Source organism: Nocardia aurantia, from assembly GCF_009604425.1.
Lineage (GTDB): Bacteria > Actinomycetota > Actinomycetes > Mycobacteriales > Mycobacteriaceae > Nocardia > Nocardia aurantia.
On record NZ_WEGI01000002.1, the window covers coordinates 351,663 to 372,783 of the forward strand.

General features: G+C 68.2%; 14 protein-coding genes and 1 pseudogene. 7 read left to right on the forward strand and 8 right to left on the reverse strand.

Annotated features, from left to right (window positions below; all coding sequences use genetic code 11):
* Nucleotides 1-30: 30 nt before the first annotated feature.
* Nucleotides 31-702: a trimeric intracellular cation channel family protein gene (locus NRB56_RS05050; RefSeq protein ID WP_153339582.1), complete on the reverse strand. Its 672-nt coding sequence runs from the start codon at nt 700-702 to the stop codon at nt 31-33.
* Between the two features lie 249 nt (nt 703-951).
* Between NRB56_RS05050 and dnaE the strand changes: the two genes are divergently transcribed.
* The gene (dnaE, locus tag NRB56_RS05055; protein WP_319942574.1) at nt 952-4,503 is read left to right on the forward strand and encodes a DNA polymerase III subunit alpha; all 3,552 of its coding nucleotides are present in this window, start codon (nt 952-954) and stop codon (nt 4,501-4,503) included.
* A gap of 7 nt (nt 4,504-4,510) precedes the next feature.
* On the opposite strand, the gene NRB56_RS05060 is transcribed toward dnaE, so the two are convergent.
* From NRB56_RS05060 to NRB56_RS05090, 7 genes and pseudogenes are all read right to left on the reverse strand, one after another.
* The gene (locus NRB56_RS05060) at nt 4,511-5,647 is read right to left on the reverse strand and encodes a hypothetical protein (protein ID WP_153339300.1); all 1,137 of its coding nucleotides are present in this window, start codon (nt 5,645-5,647) and stop codon (nt 4,511-4,513) included.
* Nucleotides 5,634-6,473, reverse strand: a complete 840-nt coding sequence (locus NRB56_RS05065; protein ID WP_194290728.1) for a hypothetical protein — start codon at nt 6,471-6,473, stop codon at nt 5,634-5,636. Before NRB56_RS05065 ends, NRB56_RS05060 begins: the two co-directional genes overlap by 14 nt.
* A gap of 315 nt (nt 6,474-6,788) precedes the next feature.
* The gene (locus tag NRB56_RS39605; RefSeq protein WP_153339302.1) at nt 6,789-9,941 is read right to left on the reverse strand and encodes a WXG100-like domain-containing protein; all 3,153 of its coding nucleotides are present in this window, start codon (nt 9,939-9,941) and stop codon (nt 6,789-6,791) included.
* Nucleotides 9,942-9,990: 49 nt separating this feature from the next.
* Nucleotides 9,991-10,272, reverse strand: a complete 282-nt coding sequence (locus NRB56_RS05075; protein ID WP_153339303.1) for a hypothetical protein — start codon at nt 10,270-10,272, stop codon at nt 9,991-9,993.
* 101 nt (nt 10,273-10,373) lie between these two features.
* Complete coding sequence (locus tag NRB56_RS05080; RefSeq protein ID WP_153339304.1) at nt 10,374-10,847, reverse strand: YbaB/EbfC family nucleoid-associated protein; 474 nt, start codon at nt 10,845-10,847, stop codon at nt 10,374-10,376.
* Nucleotides 10,848-10,849: 2 nt separating this feature from the next.
* On the reverse strand, nt 10,850-11,971 hold the full coding sequence (locus tag NRB56_RS05085) for a WXG100 family type VII secretion target (protein ID WP_153339305.1): 1,122 nt from the start codon (nt 11,969-11,971) through the stop codon (nt 10,850-10,852).
* 206 nt (nt 11,972-12,177) lie between these two features.
* Nucleotides 12,178-12,741: pseudogene (locus tag NRB56_RS05090) on the reverse strand (MspA family porin); the annotation flags it as partial.
* A gap of 259 nt (nt 12,742-13,000) precedes the next feature.
* Here NRB56_RS05090 and araB point away from each other — a divergent pair.
* The 6 genes from araB (at nt 13,001) to mmsB (ending at nt 21,007) form a co-directional block, all read left to right on the forward strand.
* The gene (gene araB, locus NRB56_RS05095; RefSeq protein WP_153339306.1) at nt 13,001-14,665 is read left to right on the forward strand and encodes a ribulokinase; all 1,665 of its coding nucleotides are present in this window, start codon (nt 13,001-13,003) and stop codon (nt 14,663-14,665) included.
* Nucleotides 14,666-14,811: 146 nt separating this feature from the next.
* A complete protein-coding gene (locus NRB56_RS05100) occupies nt 14,812-15,477 on the forward strand; it encodes an L-ribulose-5-phosphate 4-epimerase (protein ID WP_153339307.1) in 666 nt (221 codons plus the stop codon).
* Nucleotides 15,478-15,502: 25 nt separating this feature from the next.
* On the forward strand, nt 15,503-16,936 hold the full coding sequence (locus NRB56_RS05105) for an L-fucose/L-arabinose isomerase family protein (protein ID WP_153339308.1): 1,434 nt from the start codon (nt 15,503-15,505) through the stop codon (nt 16,934-16,936).
* Between the two features lie 19 nt (nt 16,937-16,955).
* Nucleotides 16,956-18,053, forward strand: a complete 1,098-nt coding sequence (gene chvE / locus NRB56_RS05110; RefSeq protein ID WP_153339309.1) for a multiple monosaccharide ABC transporter substrate-binding protein — start codon at nt 16,956-16,958, stop codon at nt 18,051-18,053.
* Nucleotides 18,054-18,146: 93 nt separating this feature from the next.
* Nucleotides 18,147-19,691 carry a multiple monosaccharide ABC transporter ATP-binding protein gene (gene mmsA, locus NRB56_RS05115; protein WP_456320173.1) on the forward strand — a complete coding sequence of 515 codons (1,545 nt, stop codon included), beginning with the start codon at nt 18,147-18,149 and terminating at the stop codon, nt 19,689-19,691.
* Nucleotides 19,688-21,007 (forward strand): multiple monosaccharide ABC transporter permease, encoded by a 1,320-nt coding sequence (gene mmsB, locus NRB56_RS05120; RefSeq protein ID WP_319942575.1) that lies wholly within the window; start codon nt 19,688-19,690, stop codon nt 21,005-21,007. Before mmsA ends, mmsB begins: the two co-directional genes overlap by 4 nt.
* Nucleotides 21,008-21,121 lie beyond the last annotated feature (114 nt).

Sequence of the window (21,121 nt, forward strand, 5' to 3'; positions counted from 1 at the left end):
CCGTCGGCGAACGGCCCGCATCCGAAACGATCAGCGCGGCAGCGAACCCCGGGCGCGAGGCGCCCGCCAGTGGTAGCGCAGTGCCAGCAACCGGAAAACGATGGCGACGGCCGCGGCCGGCAACGCCGTCCAGCCGCGATACCAGTTCTCGTGCAACAGGATCGCCGTCACCACCGAACCGAACAGCGCGGGCAGCGCGTACAGGTCGGTGTCGTGGCGCAGGATCATCGGGGTGCGCTGCGCCAGCAGATCACGGATCACGCCGCCACCGACCGCGGTGACCAGGCCCAGCAGCGCCGCCGAGGGCGCGCCGAGCCCGTGCTCGTACGCGGTCCGGGTACCGAATACGCAGAACAGGCCGAGGCCGATCGCGTCGGCGATGTCGAGCCACCGGGTCAGCCGCAACCGGCGGGTGCGCCGATACCATCGCCCGGTCTCGCGCGGCGGCCGCCACAGCGCCACCAGCGCCGCCGCCAGTAGCGAGACGTACAGGTAGTCGAGGTCGGTGAACGCGTCGGGCGGGATCCGGCCGATGATCAGATCGCGCACGATCCCGCCACCGAGCGCGGTGGCCGCGGCCAGCACCGCGATGCCGAACACGTCGAAATCCTTGCGCACCGCCAGCAGCGCGCCCGAGACCGCGAACGCGAAAACCCCTGCGGTGTCACCGATCTGCTGCACCACATCGACCGCGGAGGCCATCCGCCACGCGCTCACCGCCGCCGCCCCGGTGCGCCCCGGCCCACGACCGTCACCCCACCGGCCTCCTTCCGTCCCCGGCCGCGCGGCGCTGTCCGGCCCGCCCGGCGCCGATGTCCGCGACCCGCGCAGCGATTCACAGGCAAACTACACTGCCGCGCGCCGTGACCTTCGCCACGCGACGCGCCGGATTCCTGCGACGATCGCCCGGCGCCGACGAAACCTGTCGGGGGTGAGGCATACTCTCCTGTCGTGTCAGCCTCGCCGAAATCTTTCGTTCACCTGCACAACCACACCGAGTACTCGATGCTCGACGGCGCGGCGAAGATCACGCCCCTGTTCAAGGAGGCGCAGCGGCTGGAGATGACCGCGGTCGGCATGTCCGACCACGGAAACATGTACGGCGCTTCGGAGTTCTACAACACCGCCAAGAAGTACGGCGTCAAGCCGATCGTGGGCATCGAGGCCTACATCGCGCCCGCGTCCCGGTTCGACACCAAGCGCGTGCTGTGGGGCGACCCGGGCCAGAAGAGCGACGACGTCTCCGGTTCCGGTGCCTACACCCACATGACGATGGTCGCCGAGAACGCGACCGGTCTGCGCAACCTGTTCAAGCTGTCGTCGCTGGCCTCCATCGAAGGCCAGCTGGGCAAGTGGGCCCGGATGGACGCGGACATCATTGCCGCGCACGCCGAGGGCATCATCGCCACCACCGGTTGCCCCTCCGGCGAGGTGCAGACCCGGCTGCGGCTCGGTCACGAGCGCGAGGCGCTGGAGGCGGCGGCCAAGTGGCAGGAGATCTTCGGCAAGGAGAACTTCTTCCTCGAGATCATGGACCACGGCCTGTCCATCGAGCGTCGGGTCCGGGAGGGCCTCATCGAGGTCGGCCGCAAGCTCGACATCCCGCCCCTGGCCACCAACGACTGCCACTACGTGTTCGAGTCGGATTCGGCCAACCACGAAGCGCTGCTGTGCGTGCAGACCGGCAAGACGCTCTCGGACCCGGCCCGGTTCAAGTTCGACGGTTCCGGCTACTTCCTGAAGTCCGCCGCGGAGATGCGCGCGATCTGGGACGACGAGGTCCCCGGCGCCTGCGACAACACCGTCCGCATCGGCGAGCGGGTCCAGCCCTACGACGACGTCTGGACCCACCGCGACCGGATGCCGATCTTCCCGGTGCCCGAGGGCGAGACACAGGCCTCCTGGCTGCGCCGCGAGGTGCTGCGCGGGCTCGACCGCCGCTTCCCCGGCGGCCCGCCGCAGGAGTACCTGGACCGCGCCGACTACGAGCTCAGCGTCATCATCGAGATGGGCTTCCCGGCCTACTTCCTCGTCGTCGGCGACCTGATCAGCCACGCCCGCGAGGTCGGCATCAGTGTCGGCCCGGGCCGCGGTTCGGCGGCCGGTTCACTGGTCGCCTATTCGATGGGCATCACCAACATCGACCCGATCCCGCACGGCCTGCTGTTCGAGCGGTTCCTCAACCCCGAACGCGTGTCGATGCCCGATATCGATATCGACTTCGACGATCGCCGCCGTGGTGAGATGGTCCGCTACGCCACCGAGAAGTGGGGCAGCGACCGGGTCGCCCAGGTGATCACCTTCGGTACGATTAAAACCAAAGCGGCGCTGAAGGATTCGGCCCGTGTGCAGTTCGGTCAGCCGGGTTTCGCGATCGCCGACCAGATCTCGAAGGCGCTGCCGCCGCCGATCATGGCCAAGGACATCCCGCTGTCCGGCATCATGGATCCCGAGCACGAGCGGTACAAGGAGGCCGCCGAGGTCCGGGAGCTCATCAACACCAACCCGGACGTCGCCAAGATCTACGAGACCGCCCGCGGCCTCGAGGGCCTGATCCGCAACGCCGGCGTGCACGCCTGCGCGGTCATCATGTCCTCCGAACCGCTGATGGACGCGATCCCGGTCTGGAAACGCCCGCAGGACGGCGCGATCATCACCGGCTGGGACTACCCCTCCTGCGAGGCCATCGGCCTGCTGAAGATGGACTTCCTGGGCCTGCGCAACCTCACCGTCATCGGTGACGCCCTGGAGAACATCAAGGCCAACCGCGGCGTCGACCTGGACCTGGACACGCTGCCGCTGGAGGATCCGCCCACCTACGAACTGCTGGCCCGCGGCGACACCCTGGGCGTGTTCCAGCTCGACGGCGGCGCGATGCGAGATCTGCTGCGCCGCATGCAGCCCACCGGCTTCGAGGACATCGTCGCGGTGCTCGCGCTGTACCGTCCGGGCCCGATGGGCATGAACGCCCACAACGACTACGCCGACCGCAAGAACGGCCGGCAAGAGGTCAAGCCGATCCACCCCGAGCTCGAAGAGCCGCTGAAGGAGATCCTGCGCGACACCTACGGCCTGATCGTGTATCAGGAGCAGATCATGCAGATCGCGCAGAAGGTCGCCGGTTATTCGCTCGGCCGAGCCGACATCCTGCGCCGCGCGATGGGCAAGAAGAAGGCCGAGGTGCTCGAGGCCGAATTCGAGGGCTTCGAGAAGGGCATGCTGGAGAACGGTTTCAGCAAGCCCGCCATCAAGGCGTTGTGGGACACCATCCTCCCGTTCGCCGGTTACGCGTTCAACAAGTCGCACGCGGCCGGCTACGGCCTGGTGTCGTTCTGGACGGCGTACCTGAAGGCCAACTATCCGGCCGAGTACATGGCGGGCCTGCTGACGTCGGTCGGCGACGACAAGGACAAGGCGGCGGTCTATCTGGCCGACTGCCGCCACCTGGGCATCCAGGTGCTGCCGCCGGACGTCAACGAGTCCGAGCACAACTTCGCCTCCGTCGGCAACGACATCCGGTTCGGCATGGGCGCGGTCCGCAACGTCGGCGCCAACGTGGTGGCCTCGATCATCTCCGCCCGCAAGGAGAAGTCGAAGTTCACCGACTTCTCCGACTACCTCAACAAGATCGACGCCGTGGCCTGCACCAAGAAGGTCGCCGAATCCCTCATCAAGGCAGGCGCTTTCGACTCGCTGGGGCATCCGCGCAAGGGCCTGCTGCTGGTGCACTCCGACGCCATCGACGCCGTGATGGCCACCAAGAAGGCCGAGGCGATCGGCCAGTTCGACCTGTTCGGCGGCCTGGACGACGGTGACGACTCGGTCTCCAGTGTCTTCAATGTGAAGGTCCCCGACGAGGAATGGGAGACCAAGCACAAACTCGCCCTGGAGCGAGAGATGCTGGGCCTCTACGTCTCCGGGCATCCGCTCGACGGCGTCGCGCACGTCCTCAGCGCGCAGTCCGACACCCAGATCCCGGCCATCCTCGGCGGCGACATCAAGGACGGCACCCAGGTCACCGTCGGCGGCATCTTCGCCTCGGTCACCCGGCGCATCAACAAGAACGGAATGCCTTGGGCCTCGGCCCAATTGGAGGATCTCTCAGGTGGTATCGAGGTCCTGTTCTTCCCCCAGTCCTATTCGGCTTTCGGTATGGACGTCACCGAGGACGCGGTCGTCCTGGTGAAGGCCCGCGTCTCCGCCCGCGACGACCGGATCTCGTTGATCGCCAACGACCTGGTGGTCCCCGACCTGTCGGCCATCGGCGTGGAGAAACCCCTCTCGGTCACCATCCCCACCCGCTTGTGCACCCCCGACAAACTCGGCGCCCTCAAACGCGTCCTCTCCAGCCACCCCGGCACCGCCGACGTCCACATCCGCCACGTCGGCTCCCGCGAGCGAACCACCCTGCTGAAGGTCTCCGACAGCCTCCGCGTCTCCCCCAGCTCCGCGCTGATGGGCGATCTGAAGGCGCTGCTGGGGCCGGGCTGCCTGACGGGGTGAGGCGGCGTTACCTCGGAGTCGGAGCGAGCTTGGTGATGGTGCCCGCCGTCAGCGACTGCGCGTAGATGGCGTCGTTCATGGTCGACACGATCCGGTTCAGGGCGAAGTTGATCATGGATTCGTAACCGGCGGCGTTGCCGTCCCCGCTTCGAATCGAATCATTGATGTTGTCGGTCAGGGTGACGAGATTTTTCCTGGCCGTCGTGATGTTGGCCTTCGTGGTGTCGACCTGGCCCACCAGTGCATTGTCCAGCTTCATGAAGGTCTGGATGTTGGTGCGCAGATCATCGGCGGTGATGTCGTACTGTTTCGCGGCGCTGCCGGTGAGCGGCGGCGGCGTCGACACCGACGAGGGCACCACCGTCTGCGGCGGCCGGCCGCTCGAGTCCGGATGGCCGAGGTTGCGCCAGTGCGCGGCCAGCAGGTCGGCCAGACTCGCGTACCAGGTGCGCATGTTCGCGGGCATCAGATTCGGCTGGAACAGGAAGCCCTGTGCGGTGGCGCCGGCGATCTTCTCGTTCAGATCATCGACCGAACCGCCGATCCACACTCCCGCGTTCCGGTCCGCGATCGTACGGTCCATCAGCGATCGCCACTCGTCGAGCCCGTGGTTGATGAACGGGACCGACAGGGAGCCGGCGGCGCCCGACAACAGACCGTTGAACAGACCATCAGCGCCGAGCTTCGCGGCCAGCGCTCCGGTTCCCCCGGCGGGCACACCCGCCGAGGCGAAACTGATCATCGAGTGCGCAATTGCGGTGCCGGCATCCTCGTGATCGCCGATCATTCCACCGATCATCTGCCCCACGGCGGCACCGCCGCCGCTGAACAACACCTGACCCATCATCGCGCCGGCCACCTCGCCACCGAACGGGTCGATCATCCCGCCCACCGCGCCGCCGATCAAGGTTCCGGCGATGCTACCTATGGTTCCCCAACGCATTTCGGTCGTCTCCAGACTCGTGATCACCGTTCGTCGCGACGCCGGGCATTCGCCGGCACCGGCCAGCGCTGGTCGAATACCAAAATTAGATCCGGACTCGCCCCACGGCGCCGCCGAGTCTGGACAAACCTGGACAAACCCGGACGGCGTGGCCGGACCTCGGATCAGCGCCTCCTGCCGGCTGCGCTCACCGCTCGACAATCAGAGCGCTACGGTTCAGCACCACCCAGTACCGGTCGTCGTAACGCGCGTAGCCGCCGAGAGTTTCATAGGCGTCGTAGCCGCGCGAAGCCGCGAAGCGGCCCAAGTCACTATTGACCCACCACGCATCCTCCAACTCCCGCAGGCGAGCGGTGACCTCGGGAGTCTGCTCCATCGCATCGAGTCGATCGCGCTCGCCGTTCATCCGCACTATCCAGTCATGGTGTTCGTCGTCCAGAGTGCGTAAATGAGTGATTCGCGCATCGGGCCGCAAAGCCATCCGGATGACGCCGGCGGGATTGCCGTCGGCGTAGTTCTGCGCGACCTCGCGCACGGTGGTCACATATGTCCCGTTGCCGGTGGCATTGACGGACGCGCGCCCAGGGAAATAGGAGCCGGTCTTGAATTCATCGGCGAAACGCGGGTCGGTCACGCCACGGAAGAACTCGCGGCCCCCGGCCGCGACCACCGAATCCACGCCCTGGGCGTCGGTTCGCACGGGCAGGCGATCGTAGCCCTGCAGACGGCAGATCTCGCCCAGGCCCGGATCGCTGGTGCCGTCCGAAGTGTCGATCAATTCGCGAATACGGGTGACATCCATGGCGCCGTCGAGTTCGCGGCCCCGGATATAGGTCGAATCCGACGCCGACCGGATCGTCTCCGCCTCGCCGACGGGCCATGCGGCCTCGAATTCGGCGGAACGTCCGAATATGTCGGCCAATTCCGTGGCACGCACCCGGACCCTGAGTTCGCTGGTGACCGGCTGGAGTCCACCGCGGTGTTCGCCGGTTCTGACGATGACCGTGGCGAGACGTTCCCTCATCACATTCACAGCGTCCCCGAGTGAGCGGATCACGAACACCTGCCGCTTCCGCTCGCCGTCCGACCTCAGCGCTCGTCGTCGGGATCATCGACGGGCTGCTCCGCGGCGTCCGCGGTGGCCGCCCGGAGTTCGCCGGTGTCCGGTCGGTCGTATTCCATCACCCATCCTCGACGGCGTGGTAGCGGCAGATTGATCGGCGGCGCGGGCCGACGCGATTCGATTCTCGCTGGTCGAACGCCAGTATTACATCTCCCCGCCACCACCCGTTGTCGACGAAGCTGGACGAAGCTGGACAGTCCTGACGGGGGTGAGGGCGGATCACATGGCCCGCCGGAAGGCCAGCGCGATCACCGCGCTGTCGTAGCTCTTGCCGTAGCTGTGAAAGCGGCTGTCCACCTGGTGATACACCCGCATCGGGTCGGACTCCCGCTTCGCCGGATCCTCGTATTCCCTATGGTTGCCGCTGAGCCAGCTGTCGCTCTCCGGTAGGTACCACCCGTAGTCGAAGTTGCAGATACCCCAGCCCTTGGGGGTGAAGAGATCCCGCGACATATCGACCTGCCCAGTGTCCGGATTCGGTGCGAACGCAGCCGGATTCGGGTCGGTGTGCACGGTTCGCCAGGTACCGTCGGGATTCCGGTAGAACTCTCCGTTCGGGCCCCGGACGTAATCCTGTCCGGAATAGAAATGTTTGCTGTACATGACCACATCCCATTCCGACGGACTACCGCCGGGCAGGAACTGATCGACTCCCGACAAACGGCCGAGTACCGGGTCCGCGCCGACCATGGCGAGGAACTCTGCGGTGTCCGCGGGCCGCCGGGCCAGGATCTCCTCGAATCTCTGTTTGTAATCCAGCACCAGATCCTTGGTTCTCGTACCGTGCTCCAGTTTCGCCTGTTCCCGCTCACCGGCCCAGGTCTGCTGGTCGTCCTCCGACAATTTCCGGGCCAGACTCCGCGCCTCCTTGCGGTATTTCGCAACCTCCTTCTCGTAGTAGTCCACCTTGTCCCGCGCCTGCCGAACCTCCGGTGAATCCCAATCCCGCCCGGGCACTTTCCGGGCGTTCTCCAGTTCGGTTCGCGCCTCGTCGAGCCATCGCTTGTAGCTGTTGAACGCCGAGTTCGCCTGCTCCAGTGGCGCGAGGACCTTCTCCGATTTGTAGATTTCGAAGTGGGTGGCCGGATCGCTGAATGCCAGATTCATCGGCGGACTGCCGCGATCCCGGCCCAGGTTCAGCATGGTCACGCCGACGCATCCGCGTTCGAGCGTATTCAGTTCGACGCCGTTCAACTGCCGGCCGACCTTGTTCTCCCACAACGCGATGAAATCGTCCTTGAGATAGACGGCTCGGGTTTCCTCGAGCGGCGGCATCATCTCGCGCCCGCGCCAATCGCCCTCGACCTGCAATTCGCCCTCCCGAACACCGCGCAGTTCCCCCAGGTCCCGGGTCTGCTCGGCCTCCGTCTCCTGCTCCGGGAGTCGGTCCGCCGGCGCCTCCTCGCCGTCGGCTCGATCGACCCGCGGGGGGACCTCGCCGGGGTGCTCGGCCGACGGCCGGACCGTGCCGGCCAGATGCTCCGGTATGTCCCCGGCACCGGTCCGCCCGACGAAAACCCCGTCCTCGGCCGCCCTGCCCCGTGGCGTCACCTCACCAGTGCGACCCGGAGGCCCGTCGACCACCGGTGCCCGGTCCACATCGACGACGGGAATCTCCCCACCTTCTCGAAGAACCGGCGCATCCTCCCGCACAATCGGTTCGGCCTCACGTACCAGCGGCTCGCTCTCCCGCACAACAGGTTCGGGCTCACGAACCACCGGTTCACCTTCTCGCACAACGGGTTCGCTCTCCCGCACAACGGGTTCGCTCTCCCGCGTAACCGGCTCGTCCTCCCGCGTAACCGGCTCGTCCTCCCGCGTAACCGGCTCGTCCTCCCGCACAACCGGCTCACCCTCCCGCACAACCGGCTCACCCTCCCGCACAACCGGCTCACCCTCCCGCACAACCGGCTCACCCTCCCGCACAACCGGCTCACCCTCCCGCACAACCGGCTCACCTCCTCGGATCACCGGCGTGCTCTCCCGAGCTACGGGCTCGGCGTCCCGCGCATGAGGCTCGCGTGGCCGCACGCTGGGCTGTCCGTCCCGTGCGGCCGGCCGCCCATCGGGCACAGCGGAACGACTGTCCCCCGCCATCGGACTTGTCTCCCGCACAACAGGACTGCCCTCCCGCACAACGGGGCCGCCCTCGTGCACAACAGCTTCTCCACCGACCACCGGAGTCCGGTTCTGACCCGGATCCGGAACATCTTCTCGCACAGCGGTTTCGACATCCCGGTCCCCCGGCGCACGTTCCGGACCGACCGGCCGGCCATCCCGCACGACAGGCGTATCCACCGGTCCACCCGACTGCTCACCCGGCGGAGGACCGGAGTGCGGTGGCGGATCGTCCGGGCCGCCGGGTTCGCTCCGGGCCGAATCCCCATCGGGAGATCGCCGCGAACCGGTCACTGTCTCGCCACCCGGCGGCGGAGGTGGATTACCCGGACCGTGGACGCGCATGGCGTGCGGCATCGTGCCGATCACGCCTCCGACGATTCCGGGCAGCACATGCTTCCAACTGAAATCCGGCGAGCCGGTGAACGGCACGACGGCCAGTATTCCGGCCATCGCGCCCGCGCCACCGCCGGCGCCCGCGCCGGCGAAGCGGACGACCGCGCGACCGAGAAACGGCGAGCCCACGTTCCGCCGCGAGAGCAGCCGCTCCATTCCCGATATCGCCCGGCCACCGACGAGATCACCCGCCAGCCCGGCCGCACCGCCGGCGAGCACACCCAATCCGATTTCCCGCCAATCGAAATCACCCCAGCGGCGGTGGCCCTGGATCATCTGCGCGGTATCGGCCCCGAGCGGGATCAACCCGCCCTGAATCGCGCCGAGGGTGACACCCCGGAAGAGGATCTGTTTCCCGAGCCGGGCCGCGGCGGCGCGAGCTCCGTCGGTACCGAGTTTCTCGATCAGATCCCGTACCGCGGCGCGGATGGTGATCCGCGTGGCGGCGGTCTGCGTGGCGCCTTCCACCTCACCGATACCGGGCGCGAACGCATCGACAGCCAACTGCGCCACCAGGGCCACCAGCGATCCGATGATGACGTACTTCGTATACTCGGTGAGCAGCGCATTGTTCAGTAATTGTTCGCCGAGACTACGGCAGTCGTGCGCGGCCTTCCCCAGATTGCCGGACAGGTCGATCCCGTGCGCCGCCAGCGCCGCGCCGGTTTCGCCCGAAACGGCGGCGAGCGCCTTTTCCCGTGCGGCCCCGGTCAATTCGTCCACCCGGTCGATGACGTCCCCGAGCTCGTTCCAGGCGTGACCCACCCGCCGCATGGCGTCCTCGTCGCCCTCCGGCCACGGGCCGGCCACCGCAGTGACCACCCAGGACGGGATTTCGGGCGGAATCGTGAGCGTCATCGAAAGTACCGCACCCGCACCTCGTTCCGGCCGCGCTGACCGTCACTCGTCAGTCATCGATACGCTCCCATGTAGCGTCTCGAACGAGGTAGCGGCGACCCACTCCGTGCATCGCCTCACCACTTTCATTGCGCAGATCGGCATCGTCGCCCTCGGCGATCAGAACACCCGAAACCTCGAACCCACTGTTCACATCGCCCGTGGGCCATTCGGACAGGCCGGCGATATAGACGAGATCTCTGGGCCCGCACCATAATACGGCCCCCGCGTCGACATTGTCCGCGACCCCGAACAGTGTGACCGGCTCGTTCAGATACTGCTCCAAGTCCATGATTTCCCGACCCTGGTCACGTGTATGTCGGCACAACTTTACTGCAGACCGGGCACATGAATTCGGCCCGGCGCCGCGCGACATCCGCCTGCATTGCGCACTTATTCGTCGTCGATATCATCGCGCGGCGGTGGCGCGACGGGATCGGCGGCCGCGGTGACGATGTCCCGGATCTCCCGCAGGCTCGGCGCACCGGGGAACAGGTCCGGAAGGTCCGGCAGGGATTCGGCGGTGCCGGTGATCGGCGCGGTGATCTCGGCACGCCGATGCTGCGCCTCGGCCGCCGCGGACCGGGCCGCCTCGGTGATGGAACCCGCGAGGCGTGCCGGTGTGGCGACCTGGTACGCGTTCGATGCCAGCCTGACCTCGACCACGATTCCGTACGCGTCCACCACCACCTCGGCGAGCCGGTCGGACGACCACGCCGACGAGCGGGCGCGGGACAACCGTTCCACGACGCCGGGCAGGTCCGCGCGCTGCTGGTCGAGACCGTCGAGCAGGGTACCGACGAGTCGCTTCATCTCCGCGGTGGCGGCGGGTAGTTCGGCCGGATCCGGTAGATCGAACGCGGGCATCGTCATCCTTCACCGGTGGTGCGTTCTGCGGGATCGGGGCCGGTTCGTTTCGGGCTGGACCACGGGGTGCCGCCCCCGCGCCGGCCGTCCGGCCGGGCGGCCACCACCCGCACGACGGGCTCGGTGGCCGGGTCCGGATCCACCGCCTCCGCGGGCTTCTCGGGTGCGCCCGGTTTCGGCTGCTTCGTACGTTGCTCGTCCTTGTCCTTGCGGCGGCCGGGACGGGGTCGCGTCCAGGGGCTACGCGGCATCGGGCCGTGCTCCGGATCCGGCGCACCGGGAACGGGCGAGCCCGCGGCCGCCGCCGCACCGATCGCCGCCGCGACCGCCGGATCGAGGCCACCGTCCGCCGATGTTCCCGTGGTCGGTGAATTACCCACGCCCGGAACGGTTCCGGCTGAAACGGCGTCGACGCTTGACGAATTTTGTTCCTGGCCAATCGAATTCGCTGGTACGTCGCGCGCGAGTGCCGAGTCGGCATACGGCTCAACCGGTTCCGGTGATCCGGTCGTGGACGCCCCGAGCGGCGGTCCGGCGGGTGCGCGGAATCCGGCGCCACCGGGTTGCGGTGCCGTGATCCCGGTCGCCGGGTACTGCGCGCCCCGCGGACCGCCGTTCACCCCCGGCCGTGCTGGTTGCGCCGCACCGGGATAACCCGGCGGTGCGGCCTGGGACGACGCGTCCGGCGTTGCGGTCACCCGCGCGGCGGCCGGGCCGGACGCGGTGGGAGAACTCTGCGCGGCAGGGAAAATCGGCGCGGCGGGGAAAACCGGCGCGGTGCCACTCGGCGTGGTGGTCCCGGCGAGGTGACCACCCCGGTTCGACACCAACCGGCCACCGATGTCGTCGTGCCGGTCGAACGAGTCGGCGGCGCCGGCGAGATCGTTGCCGGTCTGCCGCAGGATCAGGGCGAGGTTCTCGACATTCCGGATCGTCGCGTCCACGTCCGGCTCGTAGGTTCGGGCGAACTGCCGGCCGGGATCATCGGAACCCCAGCACCGCCCCTCGGTGGCGAGCACCGACGAGAGCCGGGACAGCGCCGCCGACAGCTCCGCCCCGGCACCGCGATAGATGGGAGCCTGCGCGGCGAGTTCCGCCGGGTCGACCGCGAAGGTGTCGGCCATGTGCGTCCTCATCCGTTCGGGCGGAGGCGAACCGGGGACGGGGCCGGCGTTCACCGCTCACCATAGGCATTCTGCCCGGCGCCAGGGCTCGCGCACACCCCCTACTATCCCCGGCAGCGCGTGCGGCCGGCGGCCTACAGCCAGGCCGGGTCGCCGAAGATGGCGCCGCTGTCGTCGACCTCCGCGGATTTGGCGTAGACGTAGGCGTATTGGCGGATGGTGACCGGGCCCTCGCAGGCGTTCACGATGATGTGGAAGTCGCGGATGATCGTGGAGACGGTCTTGCCGGGGATCAGTTCCTTCTCCGCCAGCTGGACCTCCTTCACCTCACCGGGCGCGATGTTGACCGTCGCCAGCGGTTCGGGGGCGATGTACCCGTTGAAGTTGTAGGGGTTGGTGGCGCCCGGGGTGTAGGAGAAACCGCCCAGTTCCTCGGACTGGCTGCCGAGGGTGGCGAGGGTGACGGCCACCGCGCAGCCGACGTGGTAGCCGGTGCGCAGCACGCCGCCGGCGGGGCCCTCGATGCTGGCGTAGGAGACGAGGCTGACCAGCGCCTCGCGGGTGGTGCCGACCATGTTCATCGGCGGGAGCCGGTTGATCGTCTCGTCCCGGGTGCCGACGGTGAAGCCGCCGAACGGTGATTCGAAGGACCTCTCGTGCGGGGCCATCGGCACGATCTCCGCGGTGGCCGGTGGTGCGGAACCTACGCCGACGGCGACGGCGGCAGCAGTCAGCGCCATCATCGACATCCGTCTCGCCCCGAACCTCATACGCTGGACTCTAATAGCAGATGGCTGTCACGGATCCGCGGACACGCGGGCGCGTCACCGAAGATTCACGGTTGTGAACGCTCACAATGCCCGGTCACGGCCCATTTCGGGACACAGTCGGCCACTGTCCATTTTACGTCTCGATTCGGCTGCGCCGCAGCCGAAACCGCAGATCGACGGCGGGAAATCCGGGCATACCTTGACACTCGACCAGTGTCCCAGGTAACAATGTGCGCGTTAACATAGCAGGGAGCCATACATGACCGACAAGTACGTGGTCGGTGTCGACTTCGGCACGTTGTCCGGCCGTGCGCTCGTGGTCCGCGTGCGGGACGGCGCGGAACTGGGCACCGCCGTCACCGCGTATCGCCACGGCGTCATCGACCGCACCCTGCCGGCCTCCGGGGCCGCGCTGCCGCCGGACTGGGCCTTACAGGATCCCGAGGACTACCTCGACGTGCTGCGCGCGGCGGTGCCGGCGGCGGTCGCGGACGCGGGCGTCGATCCGGGTGACGTCGTCGGCATCGCCACCGATTTCACCGCCTGCACGGTACTGCCCGCGCTCGCCGACGGGACGCCGCTGTGCCGCGAGCCGGAGTACGCCGACCGGCCGCACGCCTACCCGAAGTTGTGGAAACACCACGCGGCCCAGGCCCAGGCGGACCGGATCAACGCGCTGGCGCACGAGCGGGACGAGCCGTGGATCGGCCGGTACGGCGGCCGCGTGTCCGCCGAGTGGGAGTTCGCCAAGGGGCTGCAACTGCTCGAGGAGGATCCCGAGATCTATTCCGCTACAGCACGTTTCATCGAGGCTGCGGATTGGATTGTCTGGCGGCTGACCGGGGCGGAGTCCCGCAACGTGTGCACCGCCGGCTACAAGGGCATTCATCAGGACGGCGTCCGGCCCGATCGGGAGTACCTGGCCGCGCTGAATCCCGGATTCGCGGACTTCGTCGCCAAACTGGACCATCCGCTGTCGCCGCTGGGCGCCCGCGCCGGCGGCCTGACCGCGGAGGCGGCGCGCTGGACCGGTCTGCGGCCCGGGATCGCGGTCGCCGTCGGCAACGTCGACGCGCACGTCACCGCGCCCGCCGCGCAGGCCGTGGCCGACGGCCGGATGCTCGCGGTGATGGGCACTTCCACCTGCCACGTCATGAACGGCGACCGGCTGGCCGAGGTGCCGGGCATGTGCGGCGTGGTCGACGGCGGAATCGTCTCGGGCAGTTGGGGTTACGAGGCGGGACAGAGCGGGGTCGGCGACATCTTCGCGTGGTTCGTGGACTCCTCGCTGCCCGCCTCGTACACGGAGCGGGCCGCGGCGCTGGGCCTGGATCCGCACGAATACCTGACCGAACTGGCCGCCCGGCAGCGGGTCGGCGAGCACGGGCTGATCGCACTGGACTGGCACAGCGGCAACCGCTCGGTGCTGGTCGACCACGACCTGTCGGGCCTGATCGCCGGCCTGACCCTGGCCACCGCCCCCGAGGACGTGTATCGAGCGCTGCTGGAGGCCACGGCGTTCGGCACCCGCGTCATCATCGACGCGTTCGAGTCGGCGGGTGTGCCGGTGCGGGAGCTGATCGTCGCGGGCGGCCTGCTGAAGAACGCGTTGCTGATGCAGATCTACGCCGACGTCACCCGGCTGCCGCTGTCGGTGCTGGACTCCGAACAGGGCCCGGCCCTGGGCTCGGCGATCCACGCCGCGGTCGCCGCCGGGGCATATCCCGACGTGCGGACCGCGTCGGAGGCGATGGGCCGGGTGCGGCGCGCCGCCTATCTGCCCGATCCCGACCGGGCCGCCGCCTACGACGCGCTCTACGCCGAATATCGGCTCCTGCACGACCATTTCGGCCGCGGCGGCAACGACGTGCTGCACCGCCTGCGCCGCATCCGCAACGAGGCCCGCAAGGAGGGCACAGCATGAGTGGACCGGGGCCGGAGACGGCAGCGGAGCATCACCACGAAGGCCCTCCACACATGCCCCATCAACACAGCATGAGTGGACCGGGGCCGGAGGCGGCAGCGCAGCATCACCACGAAGGCCCTCCACTCGTGCCCGATGAACACAGCATGAGTGTCGCCGACTCGATCGCCACGCTGCGGGCCCAACTGGTGGGCCTGCACCGGGAGTTGATCCGCTGGGGTCTGGTGGTGTGGACCGCCGGCAACGTCTCGGCCCGGGTACCCGGGGCGGATCTGCTGGTCATCAAGCCCAGCGGCCTGTCCTACGACGACCTGACCCCCGAGTCGATGGTGGTGTGCGACCTGCACGGGAATCCGGTCGAGGGCGACCTGTCCCCGTCCAGCGACACCGCCGCGCACGCCTACATCTATCGGGCGATGCCGCACGTGGGCGGCGTCGTGCACACCCATTCCACCTACGCCAGCGCCTGGGCGGCGCGCGGCGAGCCGATCCCCTGCGCCCTCACCGCGATGGCCGACGAGTTCGGCGGGGAGATCCCGGTCGGCCCGTTCGCCCTCATCGGCAACGACGACATCGGCCGGGTGGTGGTGGAAACCCTTGCGGGACATCGCTCCCCGGCGATCCTGCTGCGCAGCCACGGCGTGTTCGCGCTCGGCGGCAGCGCCCGCGCGGCGGTCAAGGCGGCCGTCATGTGCGAGGACGTCGCGCGCACGGTGCACATCGCCCGGCAGCTGGGCGAGCCGGCGCCGTTGCCGCAGGCCGATGTGGACCGCCTCTACGACCGTTACCAGAACGTCTACGGCCAGCGCTGAGCGCGGCCGCCGAAGGAGTCGATCGATGACATCCGCTGCCCCCGTGGCCACCGAATCCGGTGTGCCCCTGCGCAAACCGCGCATCGGCCTGCTCGGCATCATGCAGGCGCTGTACGACCACATGATTCCCGGTATCACCGAGCGCCAGTCCGGCTACGCGCGGGAGATCGCGGACCGGCTCGCCGATGTCGCCGACTGGACCGTCGGCCGCCCGGTGAAGGATCGCACCGATGCCGAGGAGGTGATGCGCGAATTCGTCAACGCCGACCTCGACGGCGTGATGGTCGTGCTGCTCACCTACGGCCCGGCGATGCGGGTCGCGCGGCTGTTCAACGAGAATCGGCTTCCGGTGCTGCTGGCCAACATTCAGCCCGAACCGCAGGTGACCGCGGCCTGGGACATGGCCGACATGACCTACAACCAGGGCATCCACGGCGCCCAGGACACCGCCAACGCGATGGTGCGCGCGGACCGGTCGTTCGAGGTGATCACCGATGACTGGCGAGCGCCGGAGTTCGCCGAGCGGGTGGACCGCTGGGCCCGGTCCGCGCGGGCGATCACCGCGTGGAAGTCGTTGAAGGTCGGCATCTTCGGCTACGCGATGAACGACATGGGTGACATCCGGGTCGACGAGAACGCACTGCTGCGCGCGCTCGGCCCGGAGATCTCCTTCGTCGCGCCCGGCGATCTGTACCGCGGTTCGCTGGAGGTCCCCGGCGCCGAGGTGGACGCGCTGATCGCTTGGGAGAACGCGCGATTCGAGGTGGACCCGGATCTCACCGCCGCCGAACGCGAGGACCACGCCCGGATGCAGCTGGCGATCGAGAAGATCCTCGTCGAGCGCGGATATCGGGCCTACTCCACGCATTTCGACGCCATCGGCGAGGACGGCCGGTTCCGGCGCCTGCCGCTGGCTGCGGCGTCCAGCCTGATGGCCAAGGGCTACGGCTACGGCGCCGAGGGCGACGCGCTGGCGGCGGCGATGGTGTACGCCGGGCATCAGCTGATCGGTGAGGGCCACTTCACCGAGATGTACGCCATGGACTTCCCGTCCGATTCGATCCTGATGAGCCATATGGGAGAGGGGAACTGGCGCGTCGCCCGCGACGACGAGCCGGTGCGGCTGATCCACCGCGAACTGGGCATCGGCCGGCTGGAGGCGCCGCCGACGTTCCTGTTCCGGTATCGGCCCGGCCCCGCCACCCTGGCCTGTCTGGTGTCGCTGGGCGGGGAGCGGTTCCGGCTGGTGGTGGCCGAGGGCGAGGTACTCGACGCCGCCCCGCTGCCGCAACTGGAGATGCCCTACGGCCAGTTCCGGCCCGACAGCGGCGTGCGCGCCTGCATGGACGGCTGGCTCGCCGCGGGCGGCCCGCACCACCAGGTGCTCAACGTGGGCCGGCACGCCGAGGACTGGCGGGTGTTCTGCCGGTCGTCCGGAATCGAATTCGTCCAGGTATAGACAGACAAGGGAGTCACCGATGGTTCAACTCGATCGCCGCCGATTCTTCGCCGTCACGGGCAGCGCGGCGGCGCTGCTCGCCGCGGCGGCGTGCTCCGTCGATTCCGGTTCCGGCACAACGAAACAGGCGGGCGGCAAGGTCGGCATCGCGATGCCCACCAAATCGTCCGAACGCTGGGTCGCCGACGGCAACAACATGGTCGCCCAGTTCAAGGCGGCCGGCTACGACACCGACCTGCAGTACGCCGAGGACGTCATCGAGACCCAGGTGTCGCAGCTGGAGAACATGATCACCCGGGGCGTGCGGGCCCTGGTGATCGCGGCCATCGACAACAAGTCGCTGACCGGCGTGCTGCAGAAGGCCAAGGACGCCAAGATCGCCGTCGTCGCCTACGACCGGCTGATCCGCGACACCGCGAACGTGGACTACTACGCCACCTTCGACAACTTCAAGGTCGGTGTGCTGCAAGCGAATTACATCGTCGACCACCTCGGCGCGGCACCGGGCAAGGGCCCGTTCAACATCGAGCTGTTCGCGGGCTCGCCGGACGACAACAACTCCTACTTCTTCTTCGACGGCGCGATGTCGGTGCTGAAGCCGCTCATCGACTCGGGCAAGCTGGTGGTGCGCTCCGGCCAGACCAACGTGGCCCAGGTGACCACGCTGCGCTGGGACGGCGCCACCGCGCAGGCCCGGATGGAGAACCTGCTGTCGGCCAACTACTCCAACGCCACCGTCGACGCGGTGCTGTCGCCCTACGACGGCCTGTCCATCGGCATCCTCTCCGCGCTCAAGGCCGTGGGATACGGCAAGGGCGACAAGAAGCTTCCGATCGTCACCGGCCAGGACGCGGAGAAGGCGTCGGTGAAGTCGATCATCGCGGGCGAGCAGACCATGACGGTGTTCAAGGACACCCGGCAGCTGGCCAAGTCCGCGGTGCAGATGACCGGCGCCATCCTCACCGGCGGCACCCCCGAGATCAACGACACCAACTCCTACGACAACGGCAAGAAGAAGGTGCCGTCCTATCTGCTGCAGCCGGTGGCGGTGGACAAGGCGAACTACAAGCAGGTCCTGATCGACAGCGGCTACTACAGCGAGAAGGACTTCGCCTGAACCCGAATCCCGTTGCCGCGGGAGACGTTCAGGTGACCGGGAGCCGGCCGTGATGAGGGGCGGCTCCCGGGGTCCGCAGAGAGGCAGGCGACCGTGACGCAGCACATTCTCGAAATGCGCTCGATCACCATGGAATTCCCGGGGGTCAAGGCCCTGGACGAGGTCGATTTCGAGGTCGCTCGCGGCGAGATCCACGCGCTCGTCGGCGAGAACGGCGCCGGGAAGTCGACTTTGATGAAGGTGCTGTCCGGGGTGTACCCGCACGGCGCCTACTCCGGCGCGATCCTGATGGACGGCGCCGAGATGGCGTTCCGCGACATCCGGCACAGCGAGGCCGCCGGCATCGTGATCATCCATCAGGAACTGGCGCTGGTCCCGCAGCTGTCCATCGCGGAGAACATCTTCCTGGGCAACGAGCGCGGCCGCGCCGGCACGGTGGACTGGCAGGAGACCAACCGGCAGGCGATGCTGCTGATGGCCCGGGTCGGGCTGATCGAGGATCCCGAAACCCTCGTCTCCACCCTGGGTGTCGGCAAACAGCAACTGGTCGAGATCGCCAAGGCGCTGGCCAAACAGGTGCGCCTGCTGATCCTCGACGAGCCCACCGCGGCTCTCAACGAGACCGACAGCGCGGCGCTGCTAGCGCTGCTGAAAGAGCTTCGTGCGCAGGGGATCACCTCGATCCTCATCTCGCACAAGCTGAACGAGGTACTGGCGGTGGCCGATACCGTCACCATCCTGCGCGACGGCCGCACCATCGAGACGCTGGCCGCCACCGAGGTGACCGAGGACCGGATCATCAACGGCATGGTCGGCCGCGACCTCGACCACCGCTTCCCGCCCCGGCCGGAACCGGACATCGGCGAGGTGCTGTTCGAACTCGAGCACTGGACGGTGGACCACCCGACGATCGCCGACCGGCAGGTGGTCCGCGACGCGGCGCTGCGGGTGCGGCGCGGCGAGATCGTCGGCATCGCCGGGCTGATGGGCGCCGGCCGCACCGAACTGGCGATGAGCGTGTTCGGTCGCTCCTACGGCCGCAACATCCGCGGCACGGTCCGCAAGGACGGTGTGCCGCTGAAACTCTCGACGGTGCGCGACGCGATCGCGGCCGGGATCGCCTACGTCTCCGAGGATCGCAAGCAGTACGGGCTGATCCTGGAGGAGGACATCCGCCGCAACATGACGCTCGCGAATCTCGCGGCGGTGTCGACGCATTCGGTGATCGACGCCCACCGCGAGGTGGCCGCGGCCGAGAAGTTGCGTACCCGGCTGACGGTGAAGACCCCCACGGTGTTCCAGAAGGTCGGCAACCTCTCCGGCGGCAATCAGCAGAAGGTGGTGCTGGGCAAGTGGATATTCACCGAACCGGAACTGCTGATCCTCGACGAGCCCACCCGCGGCATCGACGTCGGCGCCAAATACGAGATCTACCTGATCATCGCGCAGCTGGCCGCGGAAGGCAAAGGCGTGCTGGTCATTTCGTCGGAACTCCCGGAACTGCTGGGCCTGTGCGACCGCATCTACGCGATGAGCGCCGGCCGCATCACCGGTGAGCTGCCGCGAGCCGAAGCGACCCAGGAGGCAGTGATGAGACTGATGACCGGAACCGGTACGACCGAGGCGGTGCCGTCGTGACCCTGCAGGATCTGATCACCGAGGGCGAGAACGCCGACGAGATCGTCGCGGCCACCGCCGGGAAGCAGACCGGCGCACTGGCGGCGCTGCGGAATACGTTGCGCGGCAACGTCCGCCAGTACGGCATGACGGTGGCGCTGATCGCGATCGTGGTGCTGTTCCAGATCCTCACCACGGTGCGGCTCTCCGACGGCGTCAGCCTGCTGACCCCGCTGAACGTCACCAACGTCATCCTGCAGAACGGCTACATCCTGGTGCTGGCCGTCGGGATGATGCTGGTGATCATCAACGGGCACATCGACCTTTCGGTGGGCTCGGTGTGCGCGCTGGTCGGCGCGCTCACCGGCATCGCGATCGTGCACTGGCACTGGCCGTGGCCGGTGGTGGTGGTCGCCGGGCTGCTGCTCGGCGCGGTGATCGGTGTGTGGCAGGGGTATTGGATCGCCTACGTGAAGATCCCGGCCTTCATCGTGACCCTCGGCGGCATGCTGCTGTTCCGCGGGCTGGCGCAGCTGGTGTTGCAGGGCCAGTCGATCGGCCCGTTCCCGCAGGGCTTCGTCAACATCGCGGCGGGCTACGTGCCGAACTGGCTGCCGATCCACGCGGTGGTCTTCGACGGCTTCCGGCACGGCGTCGTGGTGCACCTGGTGGTCGGCGATCTGCACGGCATCACCGTCCTGCTGGGTATCGCGTCGATCGCGGCCCTGGTGTGGCAGCAGGTGCGCGTGCGCGGCCGGCGGCGCTCCTACGGCCTGCCCGCCGGGCCGCGTTCGCTGTTCGTCGCGAAGATGGTCGCGCTCGGCGTGGTGATCGGCGCGTTCGCCTATGTTCTGGCCTCCTACAACGGAATTCCGATCATCGGCCTGATCCTGGTGGTGCTGATCCTGGCGTACTCGTTCGTGATGAACCGCACGGTGATCGGCCGCCGCATCTACGCGGTGGGCGGCAACGAGAAGGCCGCGCAACTGTCCGGCGTCAACACCCGTGGCAACACCTTCTGGGTGTTCGTGAACATGGGCGTGCTCGCGGCGCTGGCGGGCATCATCTTCGCCGCCCGGCTCGGCGACGCCACCCCGAAGGCCGGGCAGAACTTCGAATTGGACGCCATCGCAGCGGCTTTCGTCGGCGGCGCGTCCGCCGGCGGCGGCATCGGCACGGTGGTCGGCGCGATCGTCGGCGCCCTGGTGATGGGCGTGATGAACAACGGCATGTCCATGCTCGGCGTCGGCAGCGACTGGCAACAGGTGATCAAGGGCCTGGTTCTGCTGGCGGCGGTCGCCTTCGACGTCTACAACAAGAAGCGCGCGGCATCCTGAGCGCTACGGCCGCCCCGCGCTCGCGGCCGTAGCACTCCTGGTGCCCGCCCGCCGGTCCCGCTCCCGCCGCCGCGCCGCGGTGGGGCGGCCCGTGCCGGGCCCGGCTCAGCACAA